This is a genomic window from Dyadobacter sp., assembly GCF_039919315.1.
Classification (GTDB): domain Bacteria; phylum Bacteroidota; class Bacteroidia; order Cytophagales; family Spirosomataceae; genus Dyadobacter.
In genome coordinates this window covers 1-26,672 of sequence record NZ_JBDSFX010000055.1, presented here as the reverse complement: position 1 = coordinate 26,672, position 26,672 = coordinate 1, and the positions used below count along the sequence as shown (strand labels likewise).

General features: G+C 45.0%; 27 protein-coding genes. 14 read left to right on the top strand and 13 right to left on the bottom strand.

Features of this window, described 5'->3' with window-relative positions; all coding sequences use genetic code 11:
* Position 1: 1 nt before the first annotated feature.
* The 4 genes from ABIO93_RS15685 (at position 2) to ABIO93_RS15670 (ending at position 5,852) form a co-directional block, all read left to right on the top strand.
* The gene (locus ABIO93_RS15685) at positions 2 to 1,135 is read left to right on the top strand and encodes a DUF4249 domain-containing protein (RefSeq protein WP_348069277.1); all 1,134 of its coding nucleotides are present in this window, start codon (positions 2 to 4) and stop codon (positions 1,133 to 1,135) included.
* Positions 1,136 to 1,207: 72 nt separating this feature from the next.
* Positions 1,208 to 2,284 (top strand): DUF4249 domain-containing protein, encoded by a 1,077-nt coding sequence (locus ABIO93_RS15680; protein ID WP_348069275.1) that lies wholly within the window; start codon positions 1,208 to 1,210, stop codon positions 2,282 to 2,284.
* Between the two features lie 18 nt (positions 2,285 to 2,302).
* Entirely contained in the window at positions 2,303 to 3,424 is a 1,122-nt protein-coding gene (locus ABIO93_RS15675) for a DUF4249 domain-containing protein (RefSeq protein WP_348069273.1), read from the top strand.
* A gap of 25 nt (positions 3,425 to 3,449) precedes the next feature.
* Positions 3,450 to 5,852, top strand: coding sequence for a hypothetical protein (locus ABIO93_RS15670; RefSeq protein ID WP_348069271.1), 2,403 nt, complete (start codon positions 3,450 to 3,452; stop codon positions 5,850 to 5,852).
* Here the strand turns inward: ABIO93_RS15670 and ABIO93_RS15665 are convergent.
* Entirely contained in the window at positions 5,849 to 6,310 is a 462-nt protein-coding gene (locus ABIO93_RS15665; protein ID WP_348069269.1) for an Lrp/AsnC family transcriptional regulator, read from the bottom strand. The two genes, ABIO93_RS15670 and ABIO93_RS15665, sit on opposite strands and share 4 nt — an antisense overlap.
* A 171-nt stretch (positions 6,311 to 6,481) precedes the next feature.
* Here ABIO93_RS15665 and ABIO93_RS15660 point away from each other — a divergent pair, with 171 nt between their 5' ends.
* Both ABIO93_RS15660 and kbl read left to right on the top strand, forming a co-directional pair.
* Positions 6,482 to 7,441 (top strand): NAD-dependent epimerase/dehydratase family protein, encoded by a 960-nt coding sequence (locus ABIO93_RS15660; RefSeq protein WP_348069268.1) that lies wholly within the window; start codon positions 6,482 to 6,484, stop codon positions 7,439 to 7,441.
* Positions 7,442 to 7,542: 101 nt separating this feature from the next.
* Positions 7,543 to 8,730, top strand: coding sequence for a glycine C-acetyltransferase (gene kbl, locus ABIO93_RS15655; protein WP_348069266.1), 1,188 nt, complete (start codon positions 7,543 to 7,545; stop codon positions 8,728 to 8,730).
* Between the two features lie 170 nt (positions 8,731 to 8,900).
* Here the strand turns inward: kbl and ABIO93_RS15650 are convergent, their stop codons facing one another.
* Entirely contained in the window at positions 8,901 to 9,701 is an 801-nt protein-coding gene (locus tag ABIO93_RS15650; RefSeq protein ID WP_348069264.1) for a transglutaminase family protein, read from the bottom strand.
* A 181-nt stretch (positions 9,702 to 9,882) separates the two neighbouring features.
* Between ABIO93_RS15650 and ABIO93_RS15645 the strand changes: the two genes are divergently transcribed.
* The 4 genes from ABIO93_RS15645 (at position 9,883) to ABIO93_RS15630 (ending at position 13,596) form a co-directional block, all read left to right on the top strand.
* A complete protein-coding gene (locus ABIO93_RS15645) occupies positions 9,883 to 10,416 on the top strand; it encodes a YceI family protein (protein ID WP_348069262.1) in 534 nt (177 codons plus the stop codon).
* Between the two features lie 142 nt (positions 10,417 to 10,558).
* Complete coding sequence (locus tag ABIO93_RS15640) at positions 10,559 to 11,911, top strand: neutral/alkaline non-lysosomal ceramidase N-terminal domain-containing protein (RefSeq protein ID WP_348069260.1); 1,353 nt, start codon at positions 10,559 to 10,561, stop codon at positions 11,909 to 11,911.
* A 12-nt stretch (positions 11,912 to 11,923) separates the two neighbouring features.
* Positions 11,924 to 13,006 carry a Gfo/Idh/MocA family oxidoreductase gene (locus tag ABIO93_RS15635; RefSeq protein ID WP_348069258.1) on the top strand — a complete coding sequence of 361 codons (1,083 nt, stop codon included), beginning with the start codon at positions 11,924 to 11,926 and terminating at the stop codon, positions 13,004 to 13,006.
* A gap of 23 nt (positions 13,007 to 13,029) precedes the next feature.
* The gene (locus tag ABIO93_RS15630; RefSeq protein WP_348069256.1) at positions 13,030 to 13,596 is read left to right on the top strand and encodes an acyl-CoA thioesterase; all 567 of its coding nucleotides are present in this window, start codon (positions 13,030 to 13,032) and stop codon (positions 13,594 to 13,596) included.
* Here the strand turns inward: ABIO93_RS15630 and ABIO93_RS15625 are convergent.
* Positions 13,593 to 15,146, bottom strand: a complete 1,554-nt coding sequence (locus ABIO93_RS15625; protein WP_348069254.1) for a helicase HerA-like domain-containing protein — start codon at positions 15,144 to 15,146, stop codon at positions 13,593 to 13,595. The genes ABIO93_RS15630 and ABIO93_RS15625 overlap by 4 nt on opposite strands.
* 219 nt (positions 15,147 to 15,365) lie before the next feature.
* Here ABIO93_RS15625 and ABIO93_RS15620 point away from each other — a divergent pair, with 219 nt between their 5' ends.
* From ABIO93_RS15620 to ABIO93_RS15605, 4 genes are all read left to right on the top strand, one after another.
* Complete coding sequence (locus tag ABIO93_RS15620; RefSeq protein ID WP_348069252.1) at positions 15,366 to 16,382, top strand: alpha-E domain-containing protein; 1,017 nt, start codon at positions 15,366 to 15,368, stop codon at positions 16,380 to 16,382.
* Positions 16,383 to 16,485: 103 nt separating this feature from the next.
* Positions 16,486 to 16,740 carry a hypothetical protein gene (locus ABIO93_RS15615; protein ID WP_348069250.1) on the top strand — a complete coding sequence of 85 codons (255 nt, stop codon included), beginning with the start codon at positions 16,486 to 16,488 and terminating at the stop codon, positions 16,738 to 16,740.
* A gap of 180 nt (positions 16,741 to 16,920) precedes the next feature.
* Complete coding sequence (gene glmM / locus ABIO93_RS15610) at positions 16,921 to 18,324, top strand: phosphoglucosamine mutase (protein WP_348069249.1); 1,404 nt, start codon at positions 16,921 to 16,923, stop codon at positions 18,322 to 18,324.
* A 44-nt stretch (positions 18,325 to 18,368) separates the two neighbouring features.
* On the top strand, positions 18,369 to 19,517 hold the full coding sequence (locus ABIO93_RS15605) for a cysteine desulfurase family protein (protein WP_348069247.1): 1,149 nt from the start codon (positions 18,369 to 18,371) through the stop codon (positions 19,515 to 19,517).
* A 22-nt stretch (positions 19,518 to 19,539) separates the two neighbouring features.
* On the opposite strand, the gene hemH is transcribed toward ABIO93_RS15605, so the two are convergent.
* The 10 genes from hemH to ABIO93_RS15555 form a co-directional block, all read right to left on the bottom strand.
* Positions 19,540 to 20,613 carry a ferrochelatase gene (gene hemH, locus ABIO93_RS15600; RefSeq protein WP_348069245.1) on the bottom strand — a complete coding sequence of 358 codons (1,074 nt, stop codon included), beginning with the start codon at positions 20,611 to 20,613 and terminating at the stop codon, positions 19,540 to 19,542.
* 67 nt (positions 20,614 to 20,680) lie between these two features.
* Positions 20,681 to 21,634, bottom strand: a complete 954-nt coding sequence (locus ABIO93_RS15595) for an N-acetylornithine carbamoyltransferase (protein WP_348069243.1) — start codon at positions 21,632 to 21,634, stop codon at positions 20,681 to 20,683.
* A gap of 76 nt (positions 21,635 to 21,710) precedes the next feature.
* Positions 21,711 to 22,847, bottom strand: coding sequence for an aminotransferase class III-fold pyridoxal phosphate-dependent enzyme (locus ABIO93_RS15590; protein ID WP_348069241.1), 1,137 nt, complete (start codon positions 22,845 to 22,847; stop codon positions 21,711 to 21,713).
* A 16-nt stretch (positions 22,848 to 22,863) separates the two neighbouring features.
* Entirely contained in the window at positions 22,864 to 23,250 is a 387-nt protein-coding gene (locus ABIO93_RS15585; RefSeq protein WP_348069239.1) for a type II toxin-antitoxin system VapC family toxin, read from the bottom strand.
* On the bottom strand, positions 23,229 to 23,456 hold the full coding sequence (locus tag ABIO93_RS15580; protein WP_348069237.1) for a hypothetical protein: 228 nt from the start codon (positions 23,454 to 23,456) through the stop codon (positions 23,229 to 23,231). Before ABIO93_RS15580 ends, ABIO93_RS15585 begins: the two co-directional genes overlap by 22 nt.
* A 50-nt stretch (positions 23,457 to 23,506) precedes the next feature.
* On the bottom strand, positions 23,507 to 24,490 hold the full coding sequence (gene argC, locus ABIO93_RS15575) for an N-acetyl-gamma-glutamyl-phosphate reductase (protein ID WP_348069235.1): 984 nt from the start codon (positions 24,488 to 24,490) through the stop codon (positions 23,507 to 23,509).
* 100 nt (positions 24,491 to 24,590) lie between these two features.
* Positions 24,591 to 24,806: a DUF2281 domain-containing protein gene (locus tag ABIO93_RS15570; protein WP_348069233.1), complete on the bottom strand. Its 216-nt coding sequence runs from the start codon at positions 24,804 to 24,806 to the stop codon at positions 24,591 to 24,593.
* A gap of 28 nt (positions 24,807 to 24,834) precedes the next feature.
* On the bottom strand, positions 24,835 to 26,040 hold the full coding sequence (locus ABIO93_RS15565) for an argininosuccinate synthase domain-containing protein (RefSeq protein WP_348069231.1): 1,206 nt from the start codon (positions 26,038 to 26,040) through the stop codon (positions 24,835 to 24,837).
* Between the two features lie 53 nt (positions 26,041 to 26,093).
* Positions 26,094 to 26,498 (bottom strand): helix-turn-helix domain-containing protein, encoded by a 405-nt coding sequence (locus ABIO93_RS15560; protein WP_348069230.1) that lies wholly within the window; start codon positions 26,496 to 26,498, stop codon positions 26,094 to 26,096.
* A gap of 7 nt (positions 26,499 to 26,505) precedes the next feature.
* The coding region (locus tag ABIO93_RS15555; RefSeq protein ID WP_348069337.1) for a type II toxin-antitoxin system HigB family toxin at positions 26,506 to 26,672 on the bottom strand (167 nt) is incomplete at its 5' end.

The following is a 26,672-nucleotide window of genomic DNA, read 5'->3' as shown; positions in this document are numbered from 1 at the left end:
TATGAAATATTCCGTTATAAGTTTTCTTTTTTTCGCCCTGCTGTTTTTTGGGTACAGTTGCATTGAACCATTTTCCCCGCCGGAAGTGAATTCGGTTGAAAAACACCTGGTGGTCGATGGATTTTTCAATGTAGGAAGTGATACCAGCAGGATTGACCTGAGAAGAACGCAGAATGTAAATGATAAAACCCAGCCGATCATCGAATCTGGGGCGACAGTCTCTGTGGAAGCCGAGTCCGGGGAAATGGTTTTGTTCAACGAGTCCCGCCCCGGAATTTACCTTGCACCGCCCAAGCAACATAATACCGCAGACAAATACCGGCTGAGAGTGAAAACGAAGGATGGAAAAGAGTATTTGTCCGAGTATGTTGCCGTAAGCGTGACCCCGGCGATTGACAGCGTTACCAATAAATATGATAAAGGACAGGATGCGATGATTTTTTATGTCAATGCGCATGATTCACAGAGTAAGACGCAGTTCTATCGCTGGAAATTTGAAGAAACCTGGGAGTACCGGACCGCCTATTTTTCTTATCTGGAAGTGGTTAATAAGCAGATTCAGATACGGACTAAGGATATCAATCAATGCTGGGGAAGTATGCAGTCGGGCAGCATTTTGCTGGGCAGTACAGTGAAGTTATCCGCTGATGTCATCAAAGACCTTCCATTGTTCCGCGTTCCGGTGTCGACTAATAAGCTTTTCATTAAATACAGCGTGCTGGTGAGGCAGTACGGATTGTCCCGTCAGGCATTTGAGTACTGGACCACCCTGGCCAAAACCACGCAGGGAACCGGAAGCCTCTTCGACCCGCAGCCGTCGCAGGTGACAGGTAATATCCAGAATACAAAGAACGCTAAGGATCTGGTATTCGGTTATTTCAGTGCATCAACAGAAGAAACAAAACGACTGACTATTAAACCGGGGTTGGGGAACTACGCGAGATGTGCGGAGCCCGATACTTTTGATATTGTTTGTAATCCGCTGAGCATGAGACAATGTGCATTGGAAACATCAGCATTACTCATTTCGTACGGGGGAATGCGATCGGAATATATATTGGGAGCACCGTCGAGTTGCACAGATTGCAGGACACAAGGGGGCACTCTTGTAAGACCCATATATTGGGATAAATAACCACTATCAAATGCCAAAGTGAGGACCAAAAGCTTTATTGTATGCACATTGCTGGCCATTTTATTTGCTGTAATGTACAGTTGCATAGAGCCTTTTTCGCCTCCTGAGGTCAATTCGGACGAAAATTATCTGGTCATTGACGGCTTTTTAAATGTCGGGAATGATACCAGTAAAATTGAGCTGAGGCGAACCCAAAATATCAATCAGAATGTAGCTCCGATCATTGAAATAGGAGCGAAGCTGACTGTTGAGCAGGAAACAGGCGAGAAGGACGAGTTCATGGAGTCAGGTAAGGGTTTGTATTTTTTACCGCCAAAACAATACAACAGGGCAGGAAAGTACAGGCTCCGGATTAAAACGCAAGATGGTGAAGAGTACCTGTCGGAATATGTCACGGTGAATGTTTCACCGGTGATCGACAGTCTGACTTATAAGGTGGATCCGGTGCAGAATACAATGGTTTTTTACGTCAATACGCATGATTCGCAGAGCAAGACGCAGTTTTACCGTTGGAAATTTGAAGAAACCTGGGAGTACCGGTCTGCCTATGCTACTAATCTGGAAGTGATTAATGATGAGGTGGTAACCAGGACGCAGGACATTAACCGTTGCTGGGGGAATAAAAAATCAGGCAGCATTTTGCTGGGCAGTACCGTTAAACTGACCAGTGATGTCATTAAAAACCTGCCGCTTAACATAGTACCTATTTCGACGAACAAGCTTTACATTAAATACAGCATTCTCGTGAAGCAATATGGTTTGTCGAGACAGGCATTTGAATACTGGACGAGTTTGTCCAAAACAACGCAGGGAACCGGGAGTCTTTTTGATCCCCAGCCTTCGCAAGTGACAGGAAATATATTTAATACTGCGGATTCGAAAAAATTAGCATTTGGCTATTTCAGTGCATCCACTCAGGAAACAAAAAGGATTATCATCGAGCCGAACCTGGGGACCTATCCCAGGTGCATTGCGCCGGACACTTTGCCCATCGCATGCTCGGAAAGAGGCGTGGACTGTGCTACTACAACTAGCCAGCTGCTTTTAAATTATTACGGAATGAGATCCGATTCGGTACTGGTTTCCCCGTCGTCCTGTGCAGATTGCCGGACCGGAGGAGGTACAACGAACAGACCGTCGTTTTGGTAGCAAATAAAGATCAGAATAGTGAAAGGTAGAGGTAGGTTATATTTCTTATTGATTGTTTCAATTTTGGTGATTAATGGGTGTATTGAGCCCTTTTCTCCGCCGGAGGTAAACAATGTGGAGACCTATCTGGTAGTCGATGGTTTCCTCAATGTAGGTGGTGATTCTAGCAGTATTATGCTCCGCCATACTCAGAACACCAATGATGGTAAACAGCCGGTTGTCGAAACAGGGGCTACTATCTGGGCAGAAGCGGAAAAGGGAGAGAAATACCAGTTCACGGAAACTGCAATGGGCGTTTATAAATTGCCGAAGCTATCATTCAACACAGAGGTAAAATACAGACTGAACATTAAAAGAAAAGGGGGAGGCGAATATCAGTCAGATTATGTGGTCGTGAGCAAAACACCGCCTATTGATAGCCTGACATACAAAGTGGACACGCGCCGTAATGCTATGCTCATTTACGTCAATGCACATGACCAGACGAATTCAACCCGCTTTTACCGCTGGAAATTTGAAGAAACGTACGAGTACCGGGCAGCTTACTATTCGGGACTAGACAGAGATCGGGAAAACAAGATAGTGATCGCGAGGAAGGAAGATGTGAATTTGTGCTGGCGGACATTGGAATCGAAGGATATTAAACTAGGATCGACCATCAAGCTGAATGCGGATATTATCCAGGATCTTCCCGTGAATATCGTCGACATTGCCTCCAACAAACTGTATTTCGGATACAGCATTCTGGTGAAGCAATATGCATTGTCGCGTGAAGCATTCGAGTATTGGACTGATCTGGCCAAAACCACGCAGGGAACAGGTAGTTTGTTTGATCCGCAGCCTTCACAGGTGACGGGTAATATAAAGAATAAGGCAAACAACAAGGAGTTGGTTTTTGGGTATTTCAGTGCGGCTGTTGAACAAAAGCAGCGGATTTTTATCAGGGAACAGCTAGGGGCGTCTCCAAGATGCATAGCACCGGATACGATAGAACCGGCAGACGCCTATAAGTCGGAAGCCATTTTGCTTAATACATTCAGGGACGCAAAGGGCAGGGAGCTGGTTTTGGGGTCGTCCGAAATTTGTGCAGACTGCCGTGTGCAGGGCGGGACTACCACCCGGCCATCATTTTGGGAATAAGATATTTTATTGTTGACAAGATATTATGAAACTAAGGACTTTTATCTATTTATCGATCGTAATGGCGCTGCCGCTTTCTGTGGTCGCGCAGGAAGATCCAATGGTGACTTCCATTCAGCAAAGGTTCAATCTATACACGTCGAACGCCATTCAGGAAAAGATATATGTCCATCTCGACCGACCATTTTACCTGGTAGGAGAAACGATATGGTTTAAAGCCTATAATTTGAACGGCTCGACGCACAAATTTCTGGACCTGAGCAAGATCGCTTACCTGGAAGTACTGGATCTTGAAAACAATGCAGTGATCCAAACCAAATTTTCGCTCGTGGACGGCAAAGGAAATGGGTCACTACTGATTCCTTCGACCATTCTCAGTGGAAAATACAAAGTGCGCTGCTATACCAACTGGATGAAGAATTTCAGCGCCGACCAATATTTTGAAACGACGATTTCGGTTATTAATCCATTTATCAGATTCGATCCCGACCGCACAGCAAAGGAAGAAGTGAAATATGATGTGCAGTTTTTCCCGGAAGGCGGCCACCTGGTTAAAGGATTGGAGAGCAAGGTTGGGTTCAGGGCTATCGCCAGTAATGGTAAAGGTATTGACTTCAAAGGAGCGATTTTAAACCAGCAAAACGACACGATCCAGAAATTTACGCCCGAAATGAATGGTATCGGTCAATTCTCCTTTACGCCTCAGGAGGGAGTAACCTATAAAGCTGCGATCACTGACAAGAATGGAAAACGCTACGAGTATCCTGTTCCAAATGTGGAGGAACAAGGTTTTATAATGCAGGTCAAAGACTCTACGGCGAACCTTGTGAAGGTAACGGTTACCGCCAGGATCACGACCGAAGAGCCGATCATGGTTTACCTGTTGACTCACACCAGACAGGCCAATTCAAAGATAGAGAAGAAGTTTTTGAGCAAAAACAGAGCCGTATTTCTATTGGATAGGAGCAGCTTAGGAGAAGGGATTTCCCACATCACTGTATTTAATCAAAAGCAAAAACCGGTTTGTGAAAGATTGTATTTCAAGCGTCCGCAGCAGCGGCTTGACGTCGAGACGAAACTGGCCAAAACATTCATTACCAGGGAAAAAGTGACATTAGACCTAAGCGCGGAAGTAGCGTCCGCAGCTTCGGACTTGGCAAACCTGTCGGTGGCCATCTACCTAAATGACTCGATCAAATCGCAGCCGCAGCAGGATATCAACAGCTATTTATGGCTATCAGCTGACCTGAAAGGGGATATTGAAACGCCGGAGTACTATTTCAGCAATGTAACCAAAGAAGCAGACCAGCGACTGGACAACCTGATGCTGACCCACGGATGGAGACGCCTGAAATGGGACGTAGTGCTGGGTGGCCAGGTTCCAGCATATGAATATCTACCGGAGTATGACGGACATTTTATCACCGGTAAGATCCTGAACAAAAACGACGGCTCCCCGGCCAAAGGAATGGAGGCTTTCCTCGCTGCGCTGGACGTGCCTGCACGCTTGTATGTGACCCAAAGTGATCAGTATGGAAAGATCCGGTTTGAGGTTCGCAACTTTGTAGGGCCCAAGGAGCTTACATTGCAAACGGACCTGAGCCGTGATTCGATTTATCGTTTTGAAGTAGCTAACCCATTTTCCAAGCAATTCTCAACCACCGGTCTGGCGCCTTTCTATTTTGACAAAACATTGGAAAACCAGCTGCTGACACGGACGATCAATATGCAAACGGGAAATGTATTTTTACCAAGATTATTCACTGAGAAAAAGGCAGTACTAACCGACTCCCTGGCATTCTTTGGCATACCGGACGAAAAATATTTTCTGGATGATTTTACGCGTTTTCCGACCATGGAGGAAGTATTGCGTGAATATGTCAAAGGAGTACTCGTGAGAAAAAGACAGAAGGAGTTCCATTTCAGAATGGTTGACAAGCTACTTCCCAACACATTTTATAGCACAGATCCATTGATCATGATGGATGGTATCCCGATTTTTGACGCGGACAAGATCATGGAATTTGATCCCCTTAAAATCAAGAAAATAGAGCTCATGAACGCACGCTATTTCCTCGGGCCGGTCACTTTTACCGGTATCGTCAGTTTCTCGACCTACCGCAGCGATCTGGCTGGATTTGAATTGGATCCGAAAGTAATGATCATGCCTTACGAGGGCGTGCAGGCGCAAAGGGAATTTTATGCCCCCAAATATGACAACGGCAATGCCAACAGCCGCATTCCGGATTTCCGTAACCTGCTGCATTGGTCGCCCAATGTGGTGACAGACAAGAACGGAAAAGCGCAGGTAGAATTCTACACTTCCGACCAGACTGGCGAGTACCAGGTGGTCATTCAGGGAATCACCCCGGCTGGTGTTTCGGGAAGTAAAACCCTGAATTTTGAAGTTGGTAAAAGGAATTTTTAAATGTAGAATTCAGATGTATGTTTGATTTCCTTCAACACAAACGTGCTGTTGAGGACGCCAATGTTATCGATTTTGGAAAGCTTGTACTTCACAAAATCGTGGTAGTCGTCGAGACTTGCTACATTTATTTTTAACAAAAAATCCACCTGCCCTGCCATGTGATAGCATTCCTGCACCTCATGCAGGTTTTGTATCTCCTGTTCGAACTTCTCGATAAAAGCCTCATTATGATAGCGCATCGACACCTGGCAAATGGTGGTTACGTGGCGGTTAATGAGTTTTTTGTCCAATATCGCCACGTACTGTTTAATGTACCCCAGGCTTTCCAGCCTCCTGATCCGTTCGTAAACAGGCGAGACTGTCAGATTAAGCATAGTAGCAATTTCCTTGGTGGTCTTTTTCGCATCTTTTTGCAGGATGCGGAGGATCTTGGTATCAATTTTGTCCAACTGTTCCATGGGGCAATAATATTTACTGTACGGGGGAATAATTTACAGGTCAAGAAGTAATATTTACTTTAAAAATAAGATAGTCCGGGAACATTTCCTGTGAAATATGCCAATCCTTGAAAATAATTATCAAATATGGGAAATTGCAAGTGATTTATGCTTTTAACAAATCAGATTGCTATGAGAACGGAATGTATATTAGTGATAGGGGCAAATGGACAGATCGGCTCGGTTTTGGTGGAGTACCTACGAGAAATCTACGGAGTGGATCAGGTTATCGCCTCGGACATCCGACAGCCCGAATTGACAACCGGACGCTTTGAAAAACTGGATGCTACTGACGCCAATGCATTAACGGCGATCGTCACAAAATACAAGGTTACCCAGATCTACCACCTGGCAGCCATTCTCTCCGCAAAAGGCGAGCAAGAGCCGCTGAAAACGTGGCATATCAACATGCAAACTTATTTTAATGTGCTGGAAGCAGCACGCGAAAATGGGGTTTCAAAAATATTCTATCCCAGCTCCATCGCTGTTTTTGGCGACCAGGTGGATGACAAAGCGGAACAATGGTCCTATCTCGATCCAGCCACAGTTTACGGCATCAGCAAAACCGCCGGTGAAAACTGGTCCAACTACTACTTCAAACGCTACGGAATGGATATCCGGTCACTGCGATACCCGGGTATCATTGGGTACCAGTCAATGCCCGGCGGCGGTACCACAGATTATGCCGTGGATATTTATCACAAAGCAGTAAAAGGAGAGGTTTTCGAATGCTTTTTGAGCGAAAATACCAAGCTGCCGATGATCTACATCAGCGATGCCATGGACGCCACGGTACGTTTAATGGAAGCGCCGAAGGAAAAAGTAACGGTTCGAACGGGTTATAATCTGGCAGGTATGAGCTTTTCTCCAAAGGAAATTGCAGCCAGCATTCAGAAGATCATCCCGGAATTCAAGATTATTTACAAACCAGATTTCAGGCAGGAAATCGCAGATTCATGGCCCAAGGAAATAGACGATTCCACAGCCAGAAAAGACTGGGGCTGGCGACCAGCTTATTCACTGGATAAAATGACAGAAGAGATGATCACTGAGCTCAGAAAAAAATATCAGTCCGTCAAAAACGAACATTAAATTTTATCGTACTGACAACCCGGTCATTCTGACATTCAGTCATTCGCTCATTCATTCATTCATTCAATCATCGCACCGGCGACCCATTCAACATTGAACCCATGAACGCAACAATCCAAGAAGAATTACACCAAGAACTGGAAGCCATTAAAGCGGCCGGATTATACAAAAAGGAACGTGTGATTACCACGCCGCAGTCGGCAAACATCGCCACAGACGGCAAGAATGTGCTGAACTTTTGCGCCAATAACTACCTGGGGCTTTCATCACACCCAGAAGTGATCTCAGCTGGCATTGACGCGATTAACACCCACGGTTTCGGAATGTCGTCAGTTCGCTTTATTTGCGGAACCCAGGACATACATAAAGAACTGGAAAAGAAAACAGCTGAATTTCTCGGAACCGAAGACTGCATTTTATACGCTGCTGCATTCGATGCGAATGGAGGTGTTTTTGAACCTTTGCTGAATGATCAGGACGCCATCATTTCCGACGAACTCAATCATGCGTCGCTGATCGACGGGATCAGGCTGTGCAAAGCGAAGCGTTTTCGGTACAAGCATAATAACATGGCCGATCTTGAACAACAACTCAAAGACGCGCAGGGAAGCCGGCGAATACTCATTGTGACCGATGGTGTGTTTTCAATGGACGGTACCATTGCGCAGCTTGATAAAATCTGCGATTTGGCCGACCAATATGATGCCATGGTGATGATTGATGAATGTCACGCGACAGGTTTTATGGGGAAAACCGGCCGCGGATCGCACGAATTCCGCAATGTAATGGGCAGGATCGACATCATTACCGGTACCTATGGGAAAGCGTTGGGCGGTGCGTCGGGTGGATTTACCGCTGCCAAGAAGGAGATTGTGGAAATTTTGCGCCAGCGTTCACGACCTTATCTTTTTTCAAACACATTAGCGCCCAGCATTGTCGGTGCCTCCATTAAAGTGCTAGATCTGCTTTCGTCTTCTACGGCATTGCGCGATAAGCTAGAAAGAAACACGGCTTATTTCAGAAAGGAAATGACAGAAGCAGGTTTTGACATTTTGCCAGGTGAGCATCCCATTGTACCTATTATGCTTTACGATGCCAAGCTGGCGCAGGAATTCGCAGCTAGGTTGTTGGATGAAGGCATTTACGTCATCGGATTTTTCTATCCGGTGGTACCGCAAGGAAAGTCCAGGATCAGGGTTCAAATCTCCGCTGGACACGAGCAAGAGCATCTTGAAAAAGCCGTTGCTGCATTTACGAAGGTTGGTAAAGACCTTGGTGTGATATCTTAATTGAAGTTGGGCGTAGTCTCAGACTACGCCCGAGCGAAAGCCGGTATCAGACCGGCACAAGCACAACGTACTGCAACCGAAGAAGCCGGGATTTGGCTATAAAAAAGCCGGTCGGAGACCGGCAAACACTCAGACGTAGTCGGAGACTACGCCCAACTTTCTAGTATATTCTATTGCTCCGGCTCCAACAACTCCACTTCCACATGCAAGGATTGCAGCGTAGCATTGCCATATTGGGTAACCATTGCCACATCAGCCGCATCGCGTCCGTGGGCGATTTCGATCCGGTAACCACTGGTTTTCTCCTGCACGGCATCGAATGTATACCATTCTCCGCCAATATATACGTCGAACCAGGCGTGTAAATCCATGACTTTCAATCTATCAAGATAGCCTACGGTCATACGTGCGGGTATACACAAGTTGCGGCATAGCGCAATAGCTAGGTGTGTGAAGTCACGGCATACCCCTATACGATTGCGCGCAAGGTCCAAAGCGGTCGTGCTCGCATCGGTCATACCGTATTGGTAGGTCACATTCTGGTGGATCCACGTTCTGATCGCTTCCACCTGTTGATAACCCGGGGTAAGGTTTCCGGCTATCTCCATCGCCAGCATATTAATTTCGTGCAGATCTGACTCGCAATAGCGGCTTGGCAGGATATAATGCATGACATCATCCGGCAAATCACCCACCAGCATATAGGTAGGCAGCGGATTAGGGATCGGTTTCGTTACATTCACCTGCGCCTGCACTTCCGTTGTTATGGTCACTTTCCCAACTGGCAGAATGGTCCGCTGGCAAGGGTTTCCGTAAATGTCGATATACTCTGAAAATGGTACGGAGGGTTCAATGTTGAAACCTTCCTGAATGATTGACTGGCCTTCCTGGCGGCGGGGGCGTAACATGGTTGTTACGGTAGTGGGGGCATACACGTCGTACGTGAATATGCTTCTTCCCTTCATTTTCATCTATGAGTCGATTTAATATATTTAGTAAATGTAATGACAACGAGTTGCTTAAAAATTACGTGCCATTTATTTTATTGTTAACGTTCAGGCGTTCTGAATTAAAACATTTTAATCCACGTTTGTCAATCAGGAATATTAATTTTAGGATTAATAGCATTTGTGGAATTTAAATATCTTACCTATGGCAGTTACAAAATGGATCGTAGACCCTGTGCATTCCGAAGTTCAGTTTAAAATCAAACACTTGGTCATTTCCTCGATTACTGGCTCCTTTAATAACTTTGAAGGCGGGGCTACATCGGATATGAATAACTTTGAGAATGCAGAAATTCACTTTTCGCTGGATGTGAACAGTATTGATACCAATGTGGATATGCGTGATGCGCACCTTAAATCGGCGGACTTTTTTGATGCTGAACAATTCCCTCACATTACATTCCAGTCCAACTACTTTCATAAAGTAAAAGGAGATAACTATAAGCTGTCGGGCTTGCTGACGCTGAAAGGAATTACCAAACCCATCGAGCTGGATGCCGAATATGGTGGTGTTGAAAAAGACGGGGATGGCAATCTCAGAATAGGATTTGAAGTAGAAGGAAGGCTCAGCCGCCAGGAATATGGCCTGAACTACATGCAGCTGACCGACTCGGGCGGACTGGTCATCGGCGAGGATGTGAAACTGATCGCTAACATTCAGCTCGTGAAGCAAGGTTGAAATGATTCATTAACAGGTATTTACCTGAAATATACCCGACAGCACCTCAGACGTATTGTCGGGTTTTTTGCTAAAATGAGGATATTTCCCAATCCTCCTGCTTTCTAATTTTATAACCTAACCTCCCCAAAGTACAGCCTCTATGAAGTTCTTTCGAATATTTTTTCGGATCATCGGCTCAATAGTGCTGCTTCTTGTATTACTCATTGCGACTATGGTGACCACCATGGACCACACTCCCTACAAGGAAATGCCCTATTACAGCCAGTGGAAGAAAATCATTAATGACGTAAAACCAGACACATCAGGTTCGACCGGTGCCCTCAGGGTAGGATGGGCGAAGGTAAACATTACACCCACATCTCCCACACCGACAGCAGGTTACGGTAACAGGAGAGGGCGGCCTTACACCGCCGTTCACGATTCAGTGTATATAAGAGCGATGGTGATCGACAATGGCATTACAAAAGCAGCCATTATCGCCGCCGACCTGCTCATTGTACCGCCTACGGTAGTAAAACTGCTACAATCACGGTTGACGGAAAAAGAAATTCCCTTTGAGAATGTCTACTTTGGCGCTACGCATAGCCATAATAGTGTAGGTGGCTGGGGCACAGGCATATCAGGCCTGTTTTTCTCTGGAAAATATAATGAAGAGACTGTTGAGACCCTTGCTGACGCTATTTTTCAGGCTATCGTTCAGGCTAAGGCTAAGCTGGAACCAGCCAGGCTTACTTACATGGAATCCATTGATACCATTGATATTCGTAACAGGCTAGTAGGTGAGGAGGGAGGGATCGATCCTGAAATCAGGTCTGCAGCATTTGTAACGGCAAGTGGGCAGAAAGCCATTCTGAGCTCTTTTGCGGCACATTCAACGGTATTGAACTCTAAAAACATTGTGCTGTCGCGTGACTATCCTGGTATGTTGGTAGATTCGCTGGAAAAAGGCCGGTACAATTTTGCGATGTACGTGGCCGGAGCAGTAGGCAGCATGGGTCCGATTGAAAAAGGTACCGATGATTTTGACGAGGTTAAGAATCAGGCGTTTGGCGTACAAAAAGCCTTACTTTCTGATTCTACAAAAAAAGAAGACGTAAAAGGTGCGATCGTAGAAGCCATTACATTACCACTGCCACTCCGCGCTCCTTCACCACGGCTTACCATGAGCCTGGTACTGCGCCCGTGGGCATTCAACAAGGCTTTTGGAGAATATCCGGTGTTTATAAAAGCATTAAGGATCGGCAATATCCTGATGGTAGGCATGCCCTGCGATTTTTCGGGTGAACTGGTCGGCACGCTGGATGCCTATGCGAAAACCAAGGGCCTCAATCTGATGGTAACTAGCTTTAATGGCGGTTATATCGGCTATATCACCCATGATAAATACTTTGACCGTGACTTATATGAAACCAAAACAATGAGCTGGTACGGGCCTTATAACGGGGCTTATTTGCAGGAAGTGATTAAAGATATTATTGATAAACTATCCTAAACTAACCGATTTATGAAAACGATCTTATTGTTGATTTTCGGATTGCTGAGTGTCCAGTCAATGGCGCAGTCGCCTGTGCGTGTAGCGGTCGCGGGCCTTAGCCACGGGCACGTGGGCTGGGTTTTTAACCGCGCTGATAAAAAAGATATTCAGCTGGTAGGGATTTACGAAACCAATCCTGACCTGGTCAATTTATTTGCTGAAAAGTACAAGCTGGACAAAAAGCTGTTCTTCTCAGATCTGAACAAAATGCTGGATGAAACGAAACCCGAGGCAGTTTCAGCTTTCGGAGCAATCAGTGACCACGTGATCGTCGTTCGTGCGTGTGCGCCGAGGAAAATTCATGTGATGGTGGAAAAACCATTGGCTACCACCTTCGCCGATGCCAAGGAAATTCAGAAACTGGCCAGCCAAAACTCCATTCAGGTACTGACGAATTATGAAACTTCATGGTATGCCAGTAATCAGTATGTGAATGATCTGGTGAAGCAGGGAAAGTTAGGCGATATCCGGAAAGTTATGGTCAATGATGGTCATCAGGGGCCAAAGGAAATCGGAGTAAGCAAGGAATTTTTCGCCATTCTGACTGATCCTGCTAAAAACGGAGCGGGCGCATTAGTCGATTTTGGATGTTATGGGGCTAATTTGATGACCTGGCTTTTGAAGGGCGAAAGGCCCATTTCAGTAACCGCAGTAACACATCAGGACAAGCCGGAGATTTACAAGAATGTAGACGACGAAGCGACGATCATATTGCAATATCCAAAAGCACAATGTATCATTCAGGGCTCCTGGAACTGGTCTTTTGCGAGAAAAGATATGGAAGTGTATGGCAACAAGGGTTACGCAATAGCCGTAAATCCGACGGTTGTCAGACAAAGATTACAAGACAAAACGCCTGAGGAAACCATTAAACTCGATCCTCGTCCTGCTCCATTTACTGATCCTTTTTCAGTTTTGGCGGACGTTGTGCAAGGCCGGTTGAAGCTCGATACCAATGATCTGTACGGGTTACCGGTCAATGTTACCGTCGTAGAAATACTGGAATCTGCCAAGCAATCTGCGAAGTCAGGCAAGACCGTTTTTTTGAAATAAAATAGCATTAGCAAGCCAAAATCATGGATCAGGAACCCCGCTCTGTCCGTTTCAGCCAAACTACCCTGACTGAACTGATGATTCCCTCGTATGCGAATTTTGGAGGAAAAATTCATGGAGGAATTTTGTTGTCACTGATTGATAAAGTGGCATACGCATGTGCTGCGCGCCATGCGGGTACTTATTGTGTGACTGTTTCGGTGGACGGTGTGGATTTTCTCGAACCCGTTGAGGTAGGGGATCTGGTTTCCCTGCATGCCTCTGTGAATTATGTGGGGAGAACCTCGCTGGTGATCGGGATCAGGGTTATTGCTGAAAATGTGCGGAACGGGATCCAGCGGCACACTAACACTTCCTATGTGACGATGGTAGCGAAAGGTGACGACGACAAGCCAACGGTCGTGCCGGAATTATTGCTTGAAAATGAAGAAGATGCCCGCCGTTTTCTGGAAGCGATCAAGCGTAGGGAGTTGAAGGAAAATTACCGGGATGCATTCGATAATGCGAAGACCCGCATTGATGTACAGGCTAATCTTGAAAAATTATCCCAGCAACGATGCGTGATCGGCTGGGATAAAAATGATATTTAAAATCCGAACAATCCCCCGCCGGTTTTTTTCGTGCGGGTGGATTTTCCAAAAAGCATTCCGAAAACGCCCCGCACCACCTCTCTGCCGATCTGTTTGGCCAAAGGAGAATTCAATGCATCGGAAATAACACTTGTTTCTTCCTTTTGTTTTTTTGCCTGCACCACTTCTTCCTGGGCTTCCGCCTGTACTTTTGCATGCGCTTCCATTCTCTTGGTTAGCATTTCGTAGGCACTTTCCGGGTCGAGCGGGTCTTTGTATTTCATGTAGAGATCCGACTGCTGCACATGCTGATCATAGTCGGCCTGCACCATTGGCCCCATAATGGACGTGGGCGGAAGTAAATGTGTCGCCGCTACTTCGGTAGGGATACCTTTATCATTAAGTACAGTAATCAACGCCTGCCCGATACCTAATGTGGTCAAAATCTGGTCGATTGCGTAGTAGTCGGAACGCGGGTAGGTTTTTACCGTTTGTTTCAATGCATCTGCGTCCTGCGGCGTAAATGCTCTCAAAACGTGCTGTACCCGGTTTCCCAATTGAGAAAGTACCGACACGGGAACATCCTGCGCCATTTGAGTACAAAAGAAGATCCCCACGCCCTTGGAGCGAATCAGCCTTACTACCTGCTCGATCTGGTCTAGGAATGCCTTTGGAGCGTCTTTAAACAGCAAATGCGCCTCGTCGAGAAAGAACACCAGTTTGGGTTTGTCCAAATCGCCAGCTTCTGGCAGCTTGTGATAAAGCTCAGCCAAGAGGCTCAGCATGAAAGTTGAAAACAATGCAGGCTTATCCTGAACATCAGAAATATTGAGCAGGCTGATCACACCTTGCCCGTCGACGCGATTGATGAGGTCAGTAATGTCAAAAGATTTTTCTCCGAAAATCGTACCCACACCCTGCTGCTCCAATGCAACGATTTTGCGCAGGATAGTACCGGCTGTTGACGTGGAAATGGTACCATAATCTGCTTTGATCTCGACTGCGCCAGGACCCTCGGCGAGGTAGTTAAGGACTTTTTTCAGGTCATTCAAATCCACCATCGGCAGATCCTTATCGTCGGCGTACTTGAACAGAATGGCGAGTACGCCTGACTGGGTTTCATTTAATTCAAATATTTTGGAAAGCAAAATCGGCCCGAATTCCAGAATCGTCGCGCGCATCTGAGAGCCCTTCTGCCCGCTCAGCGAATATAATTCGACCGGATATCCTTTTGGCTCGAAAACGGTTCCCAAGATCTGTGAACGTTCTTCCAGCGCGGCATTGGTTTTGCCGGGTTGTGCTATTCCGGATAAGTCACCTTTAATGTCCGACATGAAAACTGGAACGCCAGCCGCGGAAAGCTGCTCTGCCAGTACTTGTAATGTGCGCGTTTTTCCTGATCCTGTGGCCCCTGCTACCAGTCCGTGGCGGTTCATCATACGTAGCGGGAGGCTTACTCTGGCTTCTCCAATGATTTCTCCGTCCAAAATAGCCGAGCCTAAACGAATTACCGGTTTGTCAGTTTGATATGATTTCTGAATTGCTGCAATAAATTGCTCTTTTTTCGACACAGGAATACAGGTTATAGTTTATGACTTGTTAATTTACAAAAATTAAATGTTTCCGGTAGATTCCAAACCAATCTCAGGAAAATTCCTGAAATGATAATCTTTCCAGATATTATATTACTTTTCGCACATCCTTGTATTTGCAAAATTTTATTAGGTATTTTGGTATGATCGCTTAACAATTATTCTGATTAATCCATTTAGATATAATACTTGCCTTTTATGCTTAGCAGAGTTGCCAATTCAATTTACTGGATGAACCGTTACATCGAACGGGTTGAAAACTACGCCCGTTTCGTAGGAGTTAATTTTAATCTGGCACTGGATCTCCCTCCTGATGTGGATGAACAATGGGAGCCTCTTCTGATTGCAACCGCTGATCATTTTCTGTTTTACAAATATTATGATAAGCCGACGAAGGAAGATGTTATCCATTTCATGACTTTCGACAAACGTAATCCCAATTCGATCATCAGCTGTCTGTACGAGGCCCGGGAAAATGCCCGTACGATCCGCGAGACGATTTCGAAAGAAATGTGGGAAAGTATCAATACGTTTTACCTGTCGATCAGAAGTACGTCGCCGGATAACTTCCGGAATATGGACCATATGCAGTCCTACTTCACGGACATTCGCAAAAGCTGCCAGCTTTTTCATGGTGTAGTGGATGCTTCCATTACCCGCAATGAGGCATGGCATTTCGGTCGTCTGGGGCGGCATATCGAGCGTGCCGACAAATGTTCCCGTTTTCTTGATGTGAAATATTTCACCCTTTTGCAGGACTCCGGTACCTCAGGTTCGACATTGGATCTGATGCTATGGACGGCAGTTTTGAAATCGGTGAGTGCATATAATATGTACCGGCAGACACATCGGGCATTGACCCCGATGAACATTGTGGCCTTTTTGATCCTGGACAAATTGTTTCCGAGATCCATTGCTTACTGCGTACGCCAGGCTGAACTGTCACTGTATGCGATCGCAGGATCAATTCCCGAGCGGGGCCATACCAATCCTGCCGAGCGAGCATTGAGCAAAATCCGGAGCGAACTTGAATTTACAGACGTAGAAGACGTATTCAAAATGGGCCTTCACGAGTATCTGGACAAGTTTCAGACCAAGAATAACGATGTGGACGCTGCCATTTTTGATATGTACTTCGGCTTGGAAACCGGGCAGTCTCAAAGTCAGTCACAGAGCCAGACGACGGGACAATTTAAGACCCAGTGGATGAACTGAACCAACTTTTAATAACTTAGCGACCTATAACATTTGTAGCGCCGAAACGACATATGGACTGGGGAACCGATTTCTCTACCATAGCCTCGAATTTGATTCTTCGATGCAAGACGCATTAAAAATAGGTTTTCTTTCATTCGATTCGACCCGCGCAAGTTCCAATGATGTGGATCATCCGATTGAGGTGGTCATGTATCAAAAGGACTCGTTTCAGGTTACTGAACATCGATTTGAAAAGCATGACCTGGACTATGTAGGCAAGCAATGGAGTGCTTCATTGAGCAATTCAGTCCAGAAATTGCCTGTCGAATGGATGGATACTGTCTTTAATAAAATGGAGGTAACATCATCAAACTGAATTCCTTCACAGTATATCTTTAAGCAATACTTTCATTGCAGATCAACAAAATTACGCTGAACGTTAAGTGAGTGTTGGGAATCCATAAACTCAAATGTTGTTTTTGTTTGAAGAAAATTCGGCTAGTAGAGAGGGAAATTTAGTATTTTTGCAACCAAACAAAAAGAGGAATTCTAGATCGTGACGTTAATTAAATCTATCTCAGGAATCAGAGGTATTGTGGGTGGAAAATCGGGTGAGGCGCTGACTCCGATTGATGTTGTGAAGTTTGCAGCTGCTTACGGAACATGGCTGAGGCGTACAAATCCACAGAATTTAAAGGTTGTTATCGGCAGAGATGCCAGGCTTTCCGGTGAAATGGTGAGCCGTCTGGTCGCAGGTACATTACAGGGAGTAGGACTTCATGTGCTGGATCTGGGGCTTTCAACAACACCTACCGTTGAGATAGCAGTTACGGCTGAAAACGCCGCAGGTGGCATTATTCTCACTGCCAGCCACAATCCCATCCAATGGAATGCCCTCAAACTTTTGAACCACGACGGAGAATTCATTTCAGAAGCCGACGGTGAAGAAGTGCTGAGAATTGCGGATGAAGAGGACTTTGTTTTTGTTGACGTAAAGAAATTAGGAAGTTACAGCACCGATGACTCCTATCTTCAAAAGCACATTGACCATGTTCTGTCATTGTCACTGGTAGATGTGGAAGCGATTAGAAATGCGAATTTCAGGATTGTAGTAGATGCCGTCAATTCTACGGGAGGGATCGTCGTTCCTATGCTCCTGGAAGCACTGGGAGTATCTCCAAAAAATATCAAAAAGCTCAATTGCGAGCCTACGGGTAACTTTGCCCATAATCCCGAGCCGCTTCCGGAACACCTCCGGGAAATCAGCAAAGAGCTGAACAACGGCGCATTCAATCTTGGTATTGTTGTAGATCCTGACGTGGATCGCCTGGCACTGATGTGCGAGGATGGTACTCCTTTCGGCGAAGAATATACACTGGTTGCCGTTGCCGACTACGTTCTTAAAAATACCCCTGGTAATACAGTTTCCAATCTTTCGTCCACCGCTGCGTTGAAGGATGTGACCGTGAAGGCTGGTGGCAAATATTTCGCTTCTGCGGTAGGAGAGGTGAATGTTGTGAATATGATGAAGGCTAATAATGCGGTCATCGGCGGTGAGGGAAACGGTGGGGTGATCTATCCTGAGAGCCATTATGGAAGAGATGCATTGGTTGGGATAGGATTGTTTCTGACACATTTGGCCAAGTTTGGCAAAACAGCTTCGGTTTTGCGCAGGGCATACCCTAGCTACTATATTTCCAAAAATAAAATTGAACTCACACCAGATATTAGTGTTGATAACATATTGAGCCGCATTCAGACGAGATATTCCAAGCAGCCATTGAACATTATCGATGGCGTAAGGATAGAATTCGACCGGGAATGGGTTCATTTACGTAAATCAAACACGGAACCGATCATCAGGATTTATTCTGAATCGGAGACACAAACCACGGCAATCAACCTCGCTAATAAGATTATTTCTGACATTAAGGAGATCATCTCTGAGCCTAAGAAGTAAAAGCTGGGTCGACGACGACAGGTTGATTGAAATTAATCAAAGAAATGAAAGCCTATTTGGATAATGCGGCCACCACACGACTGGACCCTGAGGTACTGGAAGTGATGTTGCCGCTGATGACCGAGCAATTCGGAAACCCCTCTTCCATCCATTCCTATGGCCGGGCAGTGCGCTCGGCGATTGAAAGAGCCAGAAAAAACATTGCGGCTATATTGAATGCAGCCCCGGCTGAGATATTTTTTACATCGGGAGGTACCGAAGCTGACAATACCGCCATTCGTTCCAGCATTGAAACGCTGGGCCTGAAACATGCCATTACTTCCCGTATTGAGCATCACGCCGTACTGCATACCCTCGAATATTTGCAAAAAACGGGTCATATTCAGCTCAGTTTCGTCAACCTGAATGATAAAGGAGAGGTAGACCTGGCACATCTGGAAACATTGCTGGCTTCGAATTCGCGCTCATTGGTATCATTGATGCATGGCAATAATGAAATAGGGAATTTGCTGGATTTGGAAGCAGCAGGAGACATTTGCGAGAAGTACAATGCAGTGTTTCATAGTGATACCGTTCAAACAATGGGTCATTACCGGCATGATCTGCAACAATTGAAAGCCAATTTCATTGTGGGCGCGGCCCACAAATTCAATGGTCCGAAGGGTATAGGGTTCTTATATGTTAGGCCAGGCATTAAAATAGCACCTTTCGTACACGGAGGCGCGCAGGAACGTAACATGCGCGGCGGTACTGAAAATATTTACGGAATAGTAGGGCTGGCCAAAGCGCTTGAAATCGCCTACCGCGATATGGATGCACATCGCAACCACATTGAAGGCCTCAAAACACGCATGATCGAGAAGCTGAAAAGCAGCATTGAAGGGATCACCTTCAATGGAAATTCAGACCAGCTGGATAAAAGCCTGTACACCGTTTTAAGTGTAAGCCTGCCGCCGTCGGACATCAGCGATATGCTGTTGTTTAATATGGATATTGCCGGTATAGCCGTTTCTGGCGGTAGCGCCTGTTCTAGCGGCACGGAAATCGGTTCTCACGTCCTCACAGAGCTCAAAATTGACGAAAACCGGGCGAATGTACGTTTCTCTTTTGGAAAGTATAATACCGAAGAGGAAATTGACTACGCTGTTCATACACTTTCCGATCTTTATAAAAAGGAAGGTGTAATTCTATAAAAGCCAAAAATCCGGCACCTGATCAGGCTGCCGGATTTTTGATGATATCTTCCAAAGCTTCTATCCAGACATCACTGTCGTTCAGACTTTCCACAAGCTGCCAGTGTTCTCCTCCCTCTTTTTCAAATAGCTCTTTATATTCTTCTCCGACTTCAATGGTCGTTTCAAGGCAATCTGCTACGAAAGCCGGAGAAAAAGCCAGCGCACTTTTGACGCCTTTTTTGGTAAGTTCCGGTATTACCTCGTCAGTGTAAGGCTTGATCCATGGATTCTTGCCCAATCTCGATTGAAAGCAAGTCGTATACTTTCCTTCCGGGATACCCATTCCTTTAACTAGTAAACGGGTTGTTTCGAAACATTGGGCACGATAGCAATGCTGATTTCTGTGGTCTAGCGTGTCGCAGCAAGAGCCGAACTGGCAAAAACTTTTGGTTACATCCCCTTTTGTAATCTGCCTCTCAGGTAGCCCGTGGTAGCTAAACACGAAATGATCGAATTCACGCTGGGCCATATATTTTTTACCAAGATCAACAAAGCCCTTAATGAACTTGGGGTGCTCCAAAAACCGATTTACAAACCGGATCTCAGGCAAAACTTCCCAATCCTGCACAACCCGCATTACTTCCTTATACACGGACCCCGTTGATGCAGAAGCATATTGTGGAAAAAAAGGCACCACAATGATTTCTGTCAAACATTCTTTTCTCAGAGCCTTTAATCCATTTTCAATGCTCGGGCTTTGATAGCGCATCGCCAGCTCCACAACGTAATGATCGCCGAGTGCCCTTTGCAGTTTGTCTTTTACCGAAAAACCGTAAATTTTTAGAGGTGAGCCGTCCGGTCTCCACAATTGTTTGTAAACTTTTGCTGATTTGGGTGCGCGGAATGGAGCAATGATGAGGTTGATGAGCAACCAGCGATTCAGGTAAGGAATGTCGATCACTCTTTCATCCATCAAAAATTCACGTAGGTATTTGCGGACATCAGGCACGGATGGGCTATCCGGCGTACCCAGGTTTACAATTAAGACGCCTGTTTTACGGATTGAATTGATAGTTGTTGTATCGAGAGGTTGCGTCAATGTAGCGGTACTCATTGTAAGTAGTATTTTATTATTAGAAACAGCTGAATGACAACTGTTCAGGTAATTATATTCTGACATTCTAATGCTGCAAACCCAGCAAAACTTCACGTAAAGCTGCCTGGGCAGACCATTCACGGTTGGCAGCCTGCTCAATCACGAGCGATCTAGGGCCATCCAGCACTTCGTCGGCTACCTTCATATTCCGGCGTACGGGAAGACAGTGCATGAATTTACCATTATCCGTCAATGCCATTTTCGCCTCCGTGATCATCCAGGACGGATCGCTGGTTAATACCTGACCATAATTCGAGTAAGACGACCAGTTTTTACCATATACAAAATCCGCGCCTTCCAATGCTTTGTCTTGATCGTAAATAACCTGACCTTTTCCAACGAACTGGGGAGCCAGATCATAGCCTTCGGGATGCGTAATTACAAGTTCGACGTCCATCGGGTTCATCCATTCGCAGAATGAATTGGCAACCGCCTGCGGTAACGCTTTGAAATGGGGTAACCAGGTTAAAACGACCTTCGGGCGCTGTTTGAGCTTAAATTCTTCGATCGTAATGCAATCGGCCAGCGACTGTAGTGGATGCCTGGTTGCAGATTCGAGGTTGATAATGGGTACTTGCGCATATTTTTTAAACTGCTGAAAAATGATCTCTGCGTAATCTTTTTCCCGCTCCTGCAGACCCGCGAAAGAACGAATACCAATGATATCGCAGTAGCTCCCGATCACAGCCGCAGCTTCCTTCACATGTTCGGCCTTGTCACCGTTCATGATCACACCTTCTTCCATTTCCAGCCCCCAGCCATCCTGACCGACATTCATTGTAATCACATTCAGTCCCAGATTTTGTGCAGCTTTCTGCGTACTGATCCGGGTTCTTAAACTTGAATTAAAGAAAAGAAGTCCGATGGTTTTGTTTTTGCCCAACTCACTTTCGCCAAATGGATTTCGCTTGGCGGCAATTCCGCTTGAAATGAGGTGATTGAGGTCTGTAACGTCGTCTATGGAAAGGAAGTGTTTCATTCAGTTATGAATTCAGACATGTTTCAGGCAATTGTACTGAAACCGGTTATAGCAATATTTAGGTGTTAAGATTAAATCAAACGGTGGCGACTGATAACTCTTTTTTCAATGCTTCAAGGAAAAGATCAGCCTCTTCTTTACCCAAAGTAAGTGAAGGCAACAAACGAATGGTGTTGGCTCCTGCTACTCCGGTAAACATTTTATGTTCAAACAAAAGTTTATTACGAAGGTCTTTCACCGGGAAGTCAAATTCAATTCCAATCATTAATCCGCGTCCTCTTAGTTCCTTATATCCACCAATTTCCTCGATTCCTTTCAGAAGATAGTCTCCGATTTTCGCAGCGTTTTCGATCAGGTTTTCATTTTTCATGATATCCAATACCGCAACCCCCGCAGCACAAGCCAAATGGTTTCCTCCGAAAGTGGTTCCCAATAACCCGTAGCTTGCTTTGAATTTGGGTGAGATCAATATTCCACCGATCGGAAATCCGTTACCCATTCCCTTCGCCATCGACATAATATCGGGCTGTATGCCGCTGAACTGGTGTGAGAAGAATTTCCCGGTACGTCCGTAGCCGCATTGCACACTGTCCAGGATCAGGATAGCGCCGGTTTCGTCACATTTACGTCTTAATGTTTGCAGGAATTCGTCAGTACTAACATTGATTCCGCCAACGCCCTGTATTCCTTCCACAATAACTGCGCAAACTTCGTCAGTTATGCCGTTTTCAGCAGATTCAATGTCATTAAATGGAAGAAACGTGACGTGTTTGTTATAATTGATAGGGGCAACAATGGACGCATTGTCTGTCGCTGCTACTGCGCCGGCAGTACGGCCGTGGAATGATTTTGAAAACGATATTACCTTAGTTCTTCCATTATGAAAAGAAGCCAGTTTCAATGCATTTTCATTGGCCTCAGCACCTGAATTGCAAAGAAACAGTTTGTAATCCGGGTAGCCCGAAAGTTCTCCCAATTTTTCAGCCAGTTCTTCCTGCAATGATATTTTAACGGAATTGGAATAAAAACTGATCGCATTCAGCTGTTTGGTCAGCATATCTACATAGTACGGATTGCAATGTCCTACGGAAATCACAGCATGCCCGCCGTAAAGATCGAGGTACTTGGTACCATTCTGATCCCACAAATAACTCCCCTGAGCCTTCACCGGCTCTATATCGTAAATTGGATAAACATCAAATAAATGTGACATCTTGGTATTTGTTATATCAGACCAGATCGAGGGATTCAATCCTTTGAAAATGATCTCGATTAAGTGTTTTGATTGGTAATTGAAAAGTAATAGCGGTGGCGCCAATGAAAATATCGCGGAATTCAATCAGCAGATTTCGCCTTCGAAGGTTGTGATAAATCTCGGCAGCTTTAAACGATACTTCTTCGCTAAAAGGAAGAACCGGAATTCCTTCTAATAGAATTTCGACATCTCTCTTTTTTTGAATGTCTGTTGCGCCCATCATTAGTTCATAAACCGTCACTGCTGAAACAAATAACGAAGCGTCGTTTGGTAGCGATGCCAGAATGGTTCTTGACTTATCCTGTTTACGTAAGTATTCGATAAATATACCAGTGTCAACTACCATTCCGGAATTTTCCAATTATTCAGTCCTTTTGAATTTTGTTCCATTGCTAATATGTCTTTCTCACTCCAAGTCGAAACGGTCTTTATCTTTTCTTTCCATACGCTCAGGTTCCCTTCCGATTTTCGCGCTTTCTGATGAAGCAAAAGTGAATCAGCGTATGCCAGCAATTGCCTCCGTTGGGTCTCGCTTAATTGGCTATAAATTTGAAGTAAATCATCCATGGAAATAGTATTAATGATTACTAATTAGCATACAAAAATAACGAATTACATCAAAAAGCCGGTGCTTTTATACGCAGCCCCGCATCCTCAGGTAGCCCGAAAAGCAAGTTCAGGTTCTGTACCGCGTGTCCCGAAGCACCTTTGGTAAGGTTGTCGATAATGCTGGAAATCAGCAACTGTCCGTCGTGAACTTCTAAATGGATCAGGCATTTGTTGGTGTTAACAACTTGTTTCAGGTCAATGGGTGTGTCGCTGACATGCGTGAATGGATGCGATTCGTAAAAGCTTTTGTAAATGCTTTTTGCTTCCTCCAATGTTCCTTCAAAAGCAGTATAGACATTCGCCATAATCCCACGGGTATAATCGCCACGATAAGGAACGAAATTAACTGCTTTGTCGAAACCAGCCTGCAACTTTCCAAGGCTCATCTTGATCTCAGTCAAATGCTGATGCGTAAAAGCCTTATATATTGAGACATTGTTATTACGCCACGTAAAATGCGTAGTAGCACTCAACGACTGACCTGCACCTGTACTGCCGGTAACCGCACTCACATGAATGTCGTCCTTGATCAGGCCAGTATTCGCGAGCGGCAAAATCGCTAGTTCAATGCTTGTTGCAAAACATCCTGGATTAGCAATTTTGGTCGCCGTCTTGATTTTCTCCTTTTGTAATTCAGGAAGTCCGTAAACAAAACCATTCGATTCATCCCGAAAATCAGTACTCAGGTCAATAATCCTAATGTTGTCTGGAACATTATATTCAGCCAGAAACTTTTTAGACTCTCCGTGTCCAGAGCATAGAAAAATGGCATTCAAGGTTTCGTCATTCAGAAGCGTTTGAATGTCTTCACCTGAAAAGATCAGATCTGTGTCGCCCAGCAAGTCAGTATGCGTCGCATAAACCGGTTTCCCAGCCTGGCTTTTACTATGTGCAAACGCGATTTCTACATTTGGGTGATTGATCAAAATTCGGATCAGTTCCCCGCCTGTGTAGCCCGCTGCACCGATAATGCCTATATTAATTTTTGTCATTCTAATACCCAATTTTCAATTTTCAGATTGTCAACCCTTTCGAACTCCTTCACGTTATTGGTTACTAAAGTTAATCCCTGGCTGAATGCATGAGCAGCAATCAATAGAGAGGTGGTTGGCTACGCTGCAACATATAATCGTGCGAAAAACCGGAAATGTTGTGCCACCAATTGTCCACGTCCTGGCTTTTTGAATACGGCTTTTTTTTTCGCTTTTCTAAAATAAATTCCATATAGTCAAACACTTCCTGAAGCAAATCGGGAGGTAATTCCTGTGCCTTTCGCTGAATTTGACTTTGTAGTTCTATCTTAGTCATGCTACAAAAAATTAAAGACGAATTTTGATTATTTTGATTCGACGGACTCACTCACTTTCTGATAAATCATTACCTGGTTCGACGCAACTTTGGAGAATCCTCTCACGTCATCACCCGTCCAGGCATTGTTCATTTCGCCGTAGCTACCGAATTTAGAAGACATCAGGTCGAATGGTGATTCGATTCCTTCTACGTAGAAACGGTATGGTGCCAAATGAACATGCACTTTACCCGTCACGTGCGACTGTGTATCTGTAAGGAAAGTCTCAATGTTACGCATTACAGGTTCTACAAACTGCCCTTTGTGCAACAAGCTGCCGTACCAGTTAGAAAGTTGTTCTTTCCAGTAAAGCTGTTGTTCGCTCAAAACATGCTTTTCCAATGTGTGGTGAGCTTTAATGATGATCAAAGGAGCCGCGGCTTCAAAACCAACGCGGCCTTTGATACCAATGATCGTATCACCCACGTGTATGTCGCGGCCAATGCCGAAGGGTTGTGCAATTGCTGCCAGTTTCTGGATCGCCTGTACAGAATTTTCAAAACTTTCTCCCGCTGCGCCTTTTAATTCACCTTGTACAAATTCCAATGTAATGGTTTCAGGCTCTGTCTTAGAAACCTGGGTTGGCCAGGCTGATTCCGGCAGGTATTGGTTGGAAGTCAATGTTTCCTTACCACCTACCGATGTTCCCCAAAGGCCTTTATTAATACTATATGCGGCTTTTGCCCACTCGCGACCCACGCCTTTTTTCGTCAAATATTCAATTTCAGCTTCACGCGAAAGTTTCAAATCGCGTATCGGGGTAATGATCTCTGCTTCCGGGATAATGATGCGGAAAGCCATGTCAAAACGTACCTGGTCATTTCCGGCGCCGGTACTTCCGTGAGCGATCGCGCTGGCCCCGATTTCCTTGGCATATTCCGCAACTGCTACTGCCTGAAAAACGCGTTCTGCGCTTACAGAAAGAGGATATGTATTGTTTTTAAGTATATTTCCAAAAATCAAATACTTAATACAATCATTATAGTAATCTGCTGTTTTAGAAATGGTAGCATGTTTCTTCACGCCCAAAGCATATGCATTGGCTTCAATGGTTTTCAATTCTTCGTCTGAAAAACCGCCTGTATCTACCAAAACCGAATGGACTTCGTAACCTTTGTCTTCGGCTAAATATTTTACACAAAAAGAGGTATCTAATCCTCCGCTGAACGCTAATACTACTTTGGGCTGTGACATTATTCTTATGATATGGATACTTACTTTTATTTAGTTATTCAAAGATTGGATTTTCAACCGGCGGTCAAAAGAGTGTCAGCAGGTATACCGAGATTCTTGCTGAGTTCCCTGATCATTTTGATAGTCAGATTTCTTTTCTTGTTTAAAACCTCTGAAACCCTGTTTTCCCCTCCGAAATAAGGAGCAACATCCTTTCTTGTTAGATGGAGCTGTTCCATTCTTTCTTTAATCGCTTCTATTGGATCAGGCTTTGGAATAGTGTAGTGTCTCTTTTCATAGTCGATGGCCAAAACAGTTATCGCTTCCAGGATATCGAGAGCCTTTTTTCGGTTTTTTGGATTTTCAATTAAATCAGCGTCCAACAGTGCATCGATGATTTTGCCAGCTTCCCGGAAATCGGATTCATTCGTGATCGGTTTGATTACGATATCTTCCAAATTGATCGTTAATGCTTTCATAACGCGTTTAAATATTTTTAATGTCCTCTATCTGATCGTAATGGCGATGTGTGCCAATAAATCTTACGAACACCAGTTGCTTCTCATATTCAAATTTCGCAATCAGTCTGTATTTGTTGTGAGCAATGTTAAACACTACCCTTCCATTCCCCACAGGGTCTGCATTTCTGAAAA

Excerpts from the sequence above, each read along its gene's own strand:
- ABIO93_RS15685 (WP_348069277.1), top strand. The coding sequence starts at position 2 with ATGAAATATTCCGTTATAAGTTTTCTTTTTTTCGCCCTGCTGTTTTTT.
- ABIO93_RS15680 (WP_348069275.1), top strand. The coding sequence starts at position 1,208 with ATGTACAGTTGCATAGAGCCTTTTTCGCCTCCTGAGGTCAATTCGGAC.
- ABIO93_RS15670 (WP_348069271.1), top strand. The coding sequence starts at position 3,450 with ATGAAACTAAGGACTTTTATCTATTTATCGATCGTAATGGCGCTGCCG.
- ABIO93_RS15665 (WP_348069269.1), bottom strand. The coding sequence starts at position 6,310 with ATGGAACAGTTGGACAAAATTGATACCAAGATCCTCCGCATCCTGCAA.
- ABIO93_RS15660 (WP_348069268.1), top strand. The coding sequence starts at position 6,482 with ATGAGAACGGAATGTATATTAGTGATAGGGGCAAATGGACAGATCGGC.
- kbl (WP_348069266.1), top strand. The coding sequence starts at position 7,543 with ATGAACGCAACAATCCAAGAAGAATTACACCAAGAACTGGAAGCCATT.
- ABIO93_RS15650 (WP_348069264.1), bottom strand. The coding sequence starts at position 9,701 with ATGAAAATGAAGGGAAGAAGCATATTCACGTACGACGTGTATGCCCCC.
- ABIO93_RS15645 (WP_348069262.1), top strand. The coding sequence starts at position 9,883 with ATGGCAGTTACAAAATGGATCGTAGACCCTGTGCATTCCGAAGTTCAG.
- ABIO93_RS15640 (WP_348069260.1), top strand. The coding sequence starts at position 10,559 with ATGAAGTTCTTTCGAATATTTTTTCGGATCATCGGCTCAATAGTGCTG.
- ABIO93_RS15635 (WP_348069258.1), top strand. The coding sequence starts at position 11,924 with ATGAAAACGATCTTATTGTTGATTTTCGGATTGCTGAGTGTCCAGTCA.
- ABIO93_RS15630 (WP_348069256.1), top strand. The coding sequence starts at position 13,030 with ATGGATCAGGAACCCCGCTCTGTCCGTTTCAGCCAAACTACCCTGACT.
- ABIO93_RS15620 (WP_348069252.1), top strand. The coding sequence starts at position 15,366 with ATGCTTAGCAGAGTTGCCAATTCAATTTACTGGATGAACCGTTACATC.
- ABIO93_RS15615 (WP_348069250.1), top strand. The coding sequence starts at position 16,486 with ATGCAAGACGCATTAAAAATAGGTTTTCTTTCATTCGATTCGACCCGC.
- ABIO93_RS15605 (WP_348069247.1), top strand. The coding sequence starts at position 18,369 with ATGAAAGCCTATTTGGATAATGCGGCCACCACACGACTGGACCCTGAG.
- hemH (WP_348069245.1), bottom strand. The coding sequence starts at position 20,613 with ATGAGTACCGCTACATTGACGCAACCTCTCGATACAACAACTATCAAT.
- ABIO93_RS15595 (WP_348069243.1), bottom strand. The coding sequence starts at position 21,634 with ATGAAACACTTCCTTTCCATAGACGACGTTACAGACCTCAATCACCTC.
- ABIO93_RS15590 (WP_348069241.1), bottom strand. The coding sequence starts at position 22,847 with ATGTCACATTTATTTGATGTTTATCCAATTTACGATATAGAGCCGGTG.
- ABIO93_RS15580 (WP_348069237.1), bottom strand. The coding sequence starts at position 23,456 with ATGGATGATTTACTTCAAATTTATAGCCAATTAAGCGAGACCCAACGG.
- argC (WP_348069235.1), bottom strand. The coding sequence starts at position 24,490 with ATGACAAAAATTAATATAGGCATTATCGGTGCAGCGGGCTACACAGGC.
- ABIO93_RS15570 (WP_348069233.1), bottom strand. The coding sequence starts at position 24,806 with ATGACTAAGATAGAACTACAAAGTCAAATTCAGCGAAAGGCACAGGAA.
- ABIO93_RS15565 (WP_348069231.1), bottom strand. The coding sequence starts at position 26,040 with ATGTCACAGCCCAAAGTAGTATTAGCGTTCAGCGGAGGATTAGATACC.
- ABIO93_RS15560 (WP_348069230.1), bottom strand. The coding sequence starts at position 26,498 with ATGAAAGCATTAACGATCAATTTGGAAGATATCGTAATCAAACCGATC.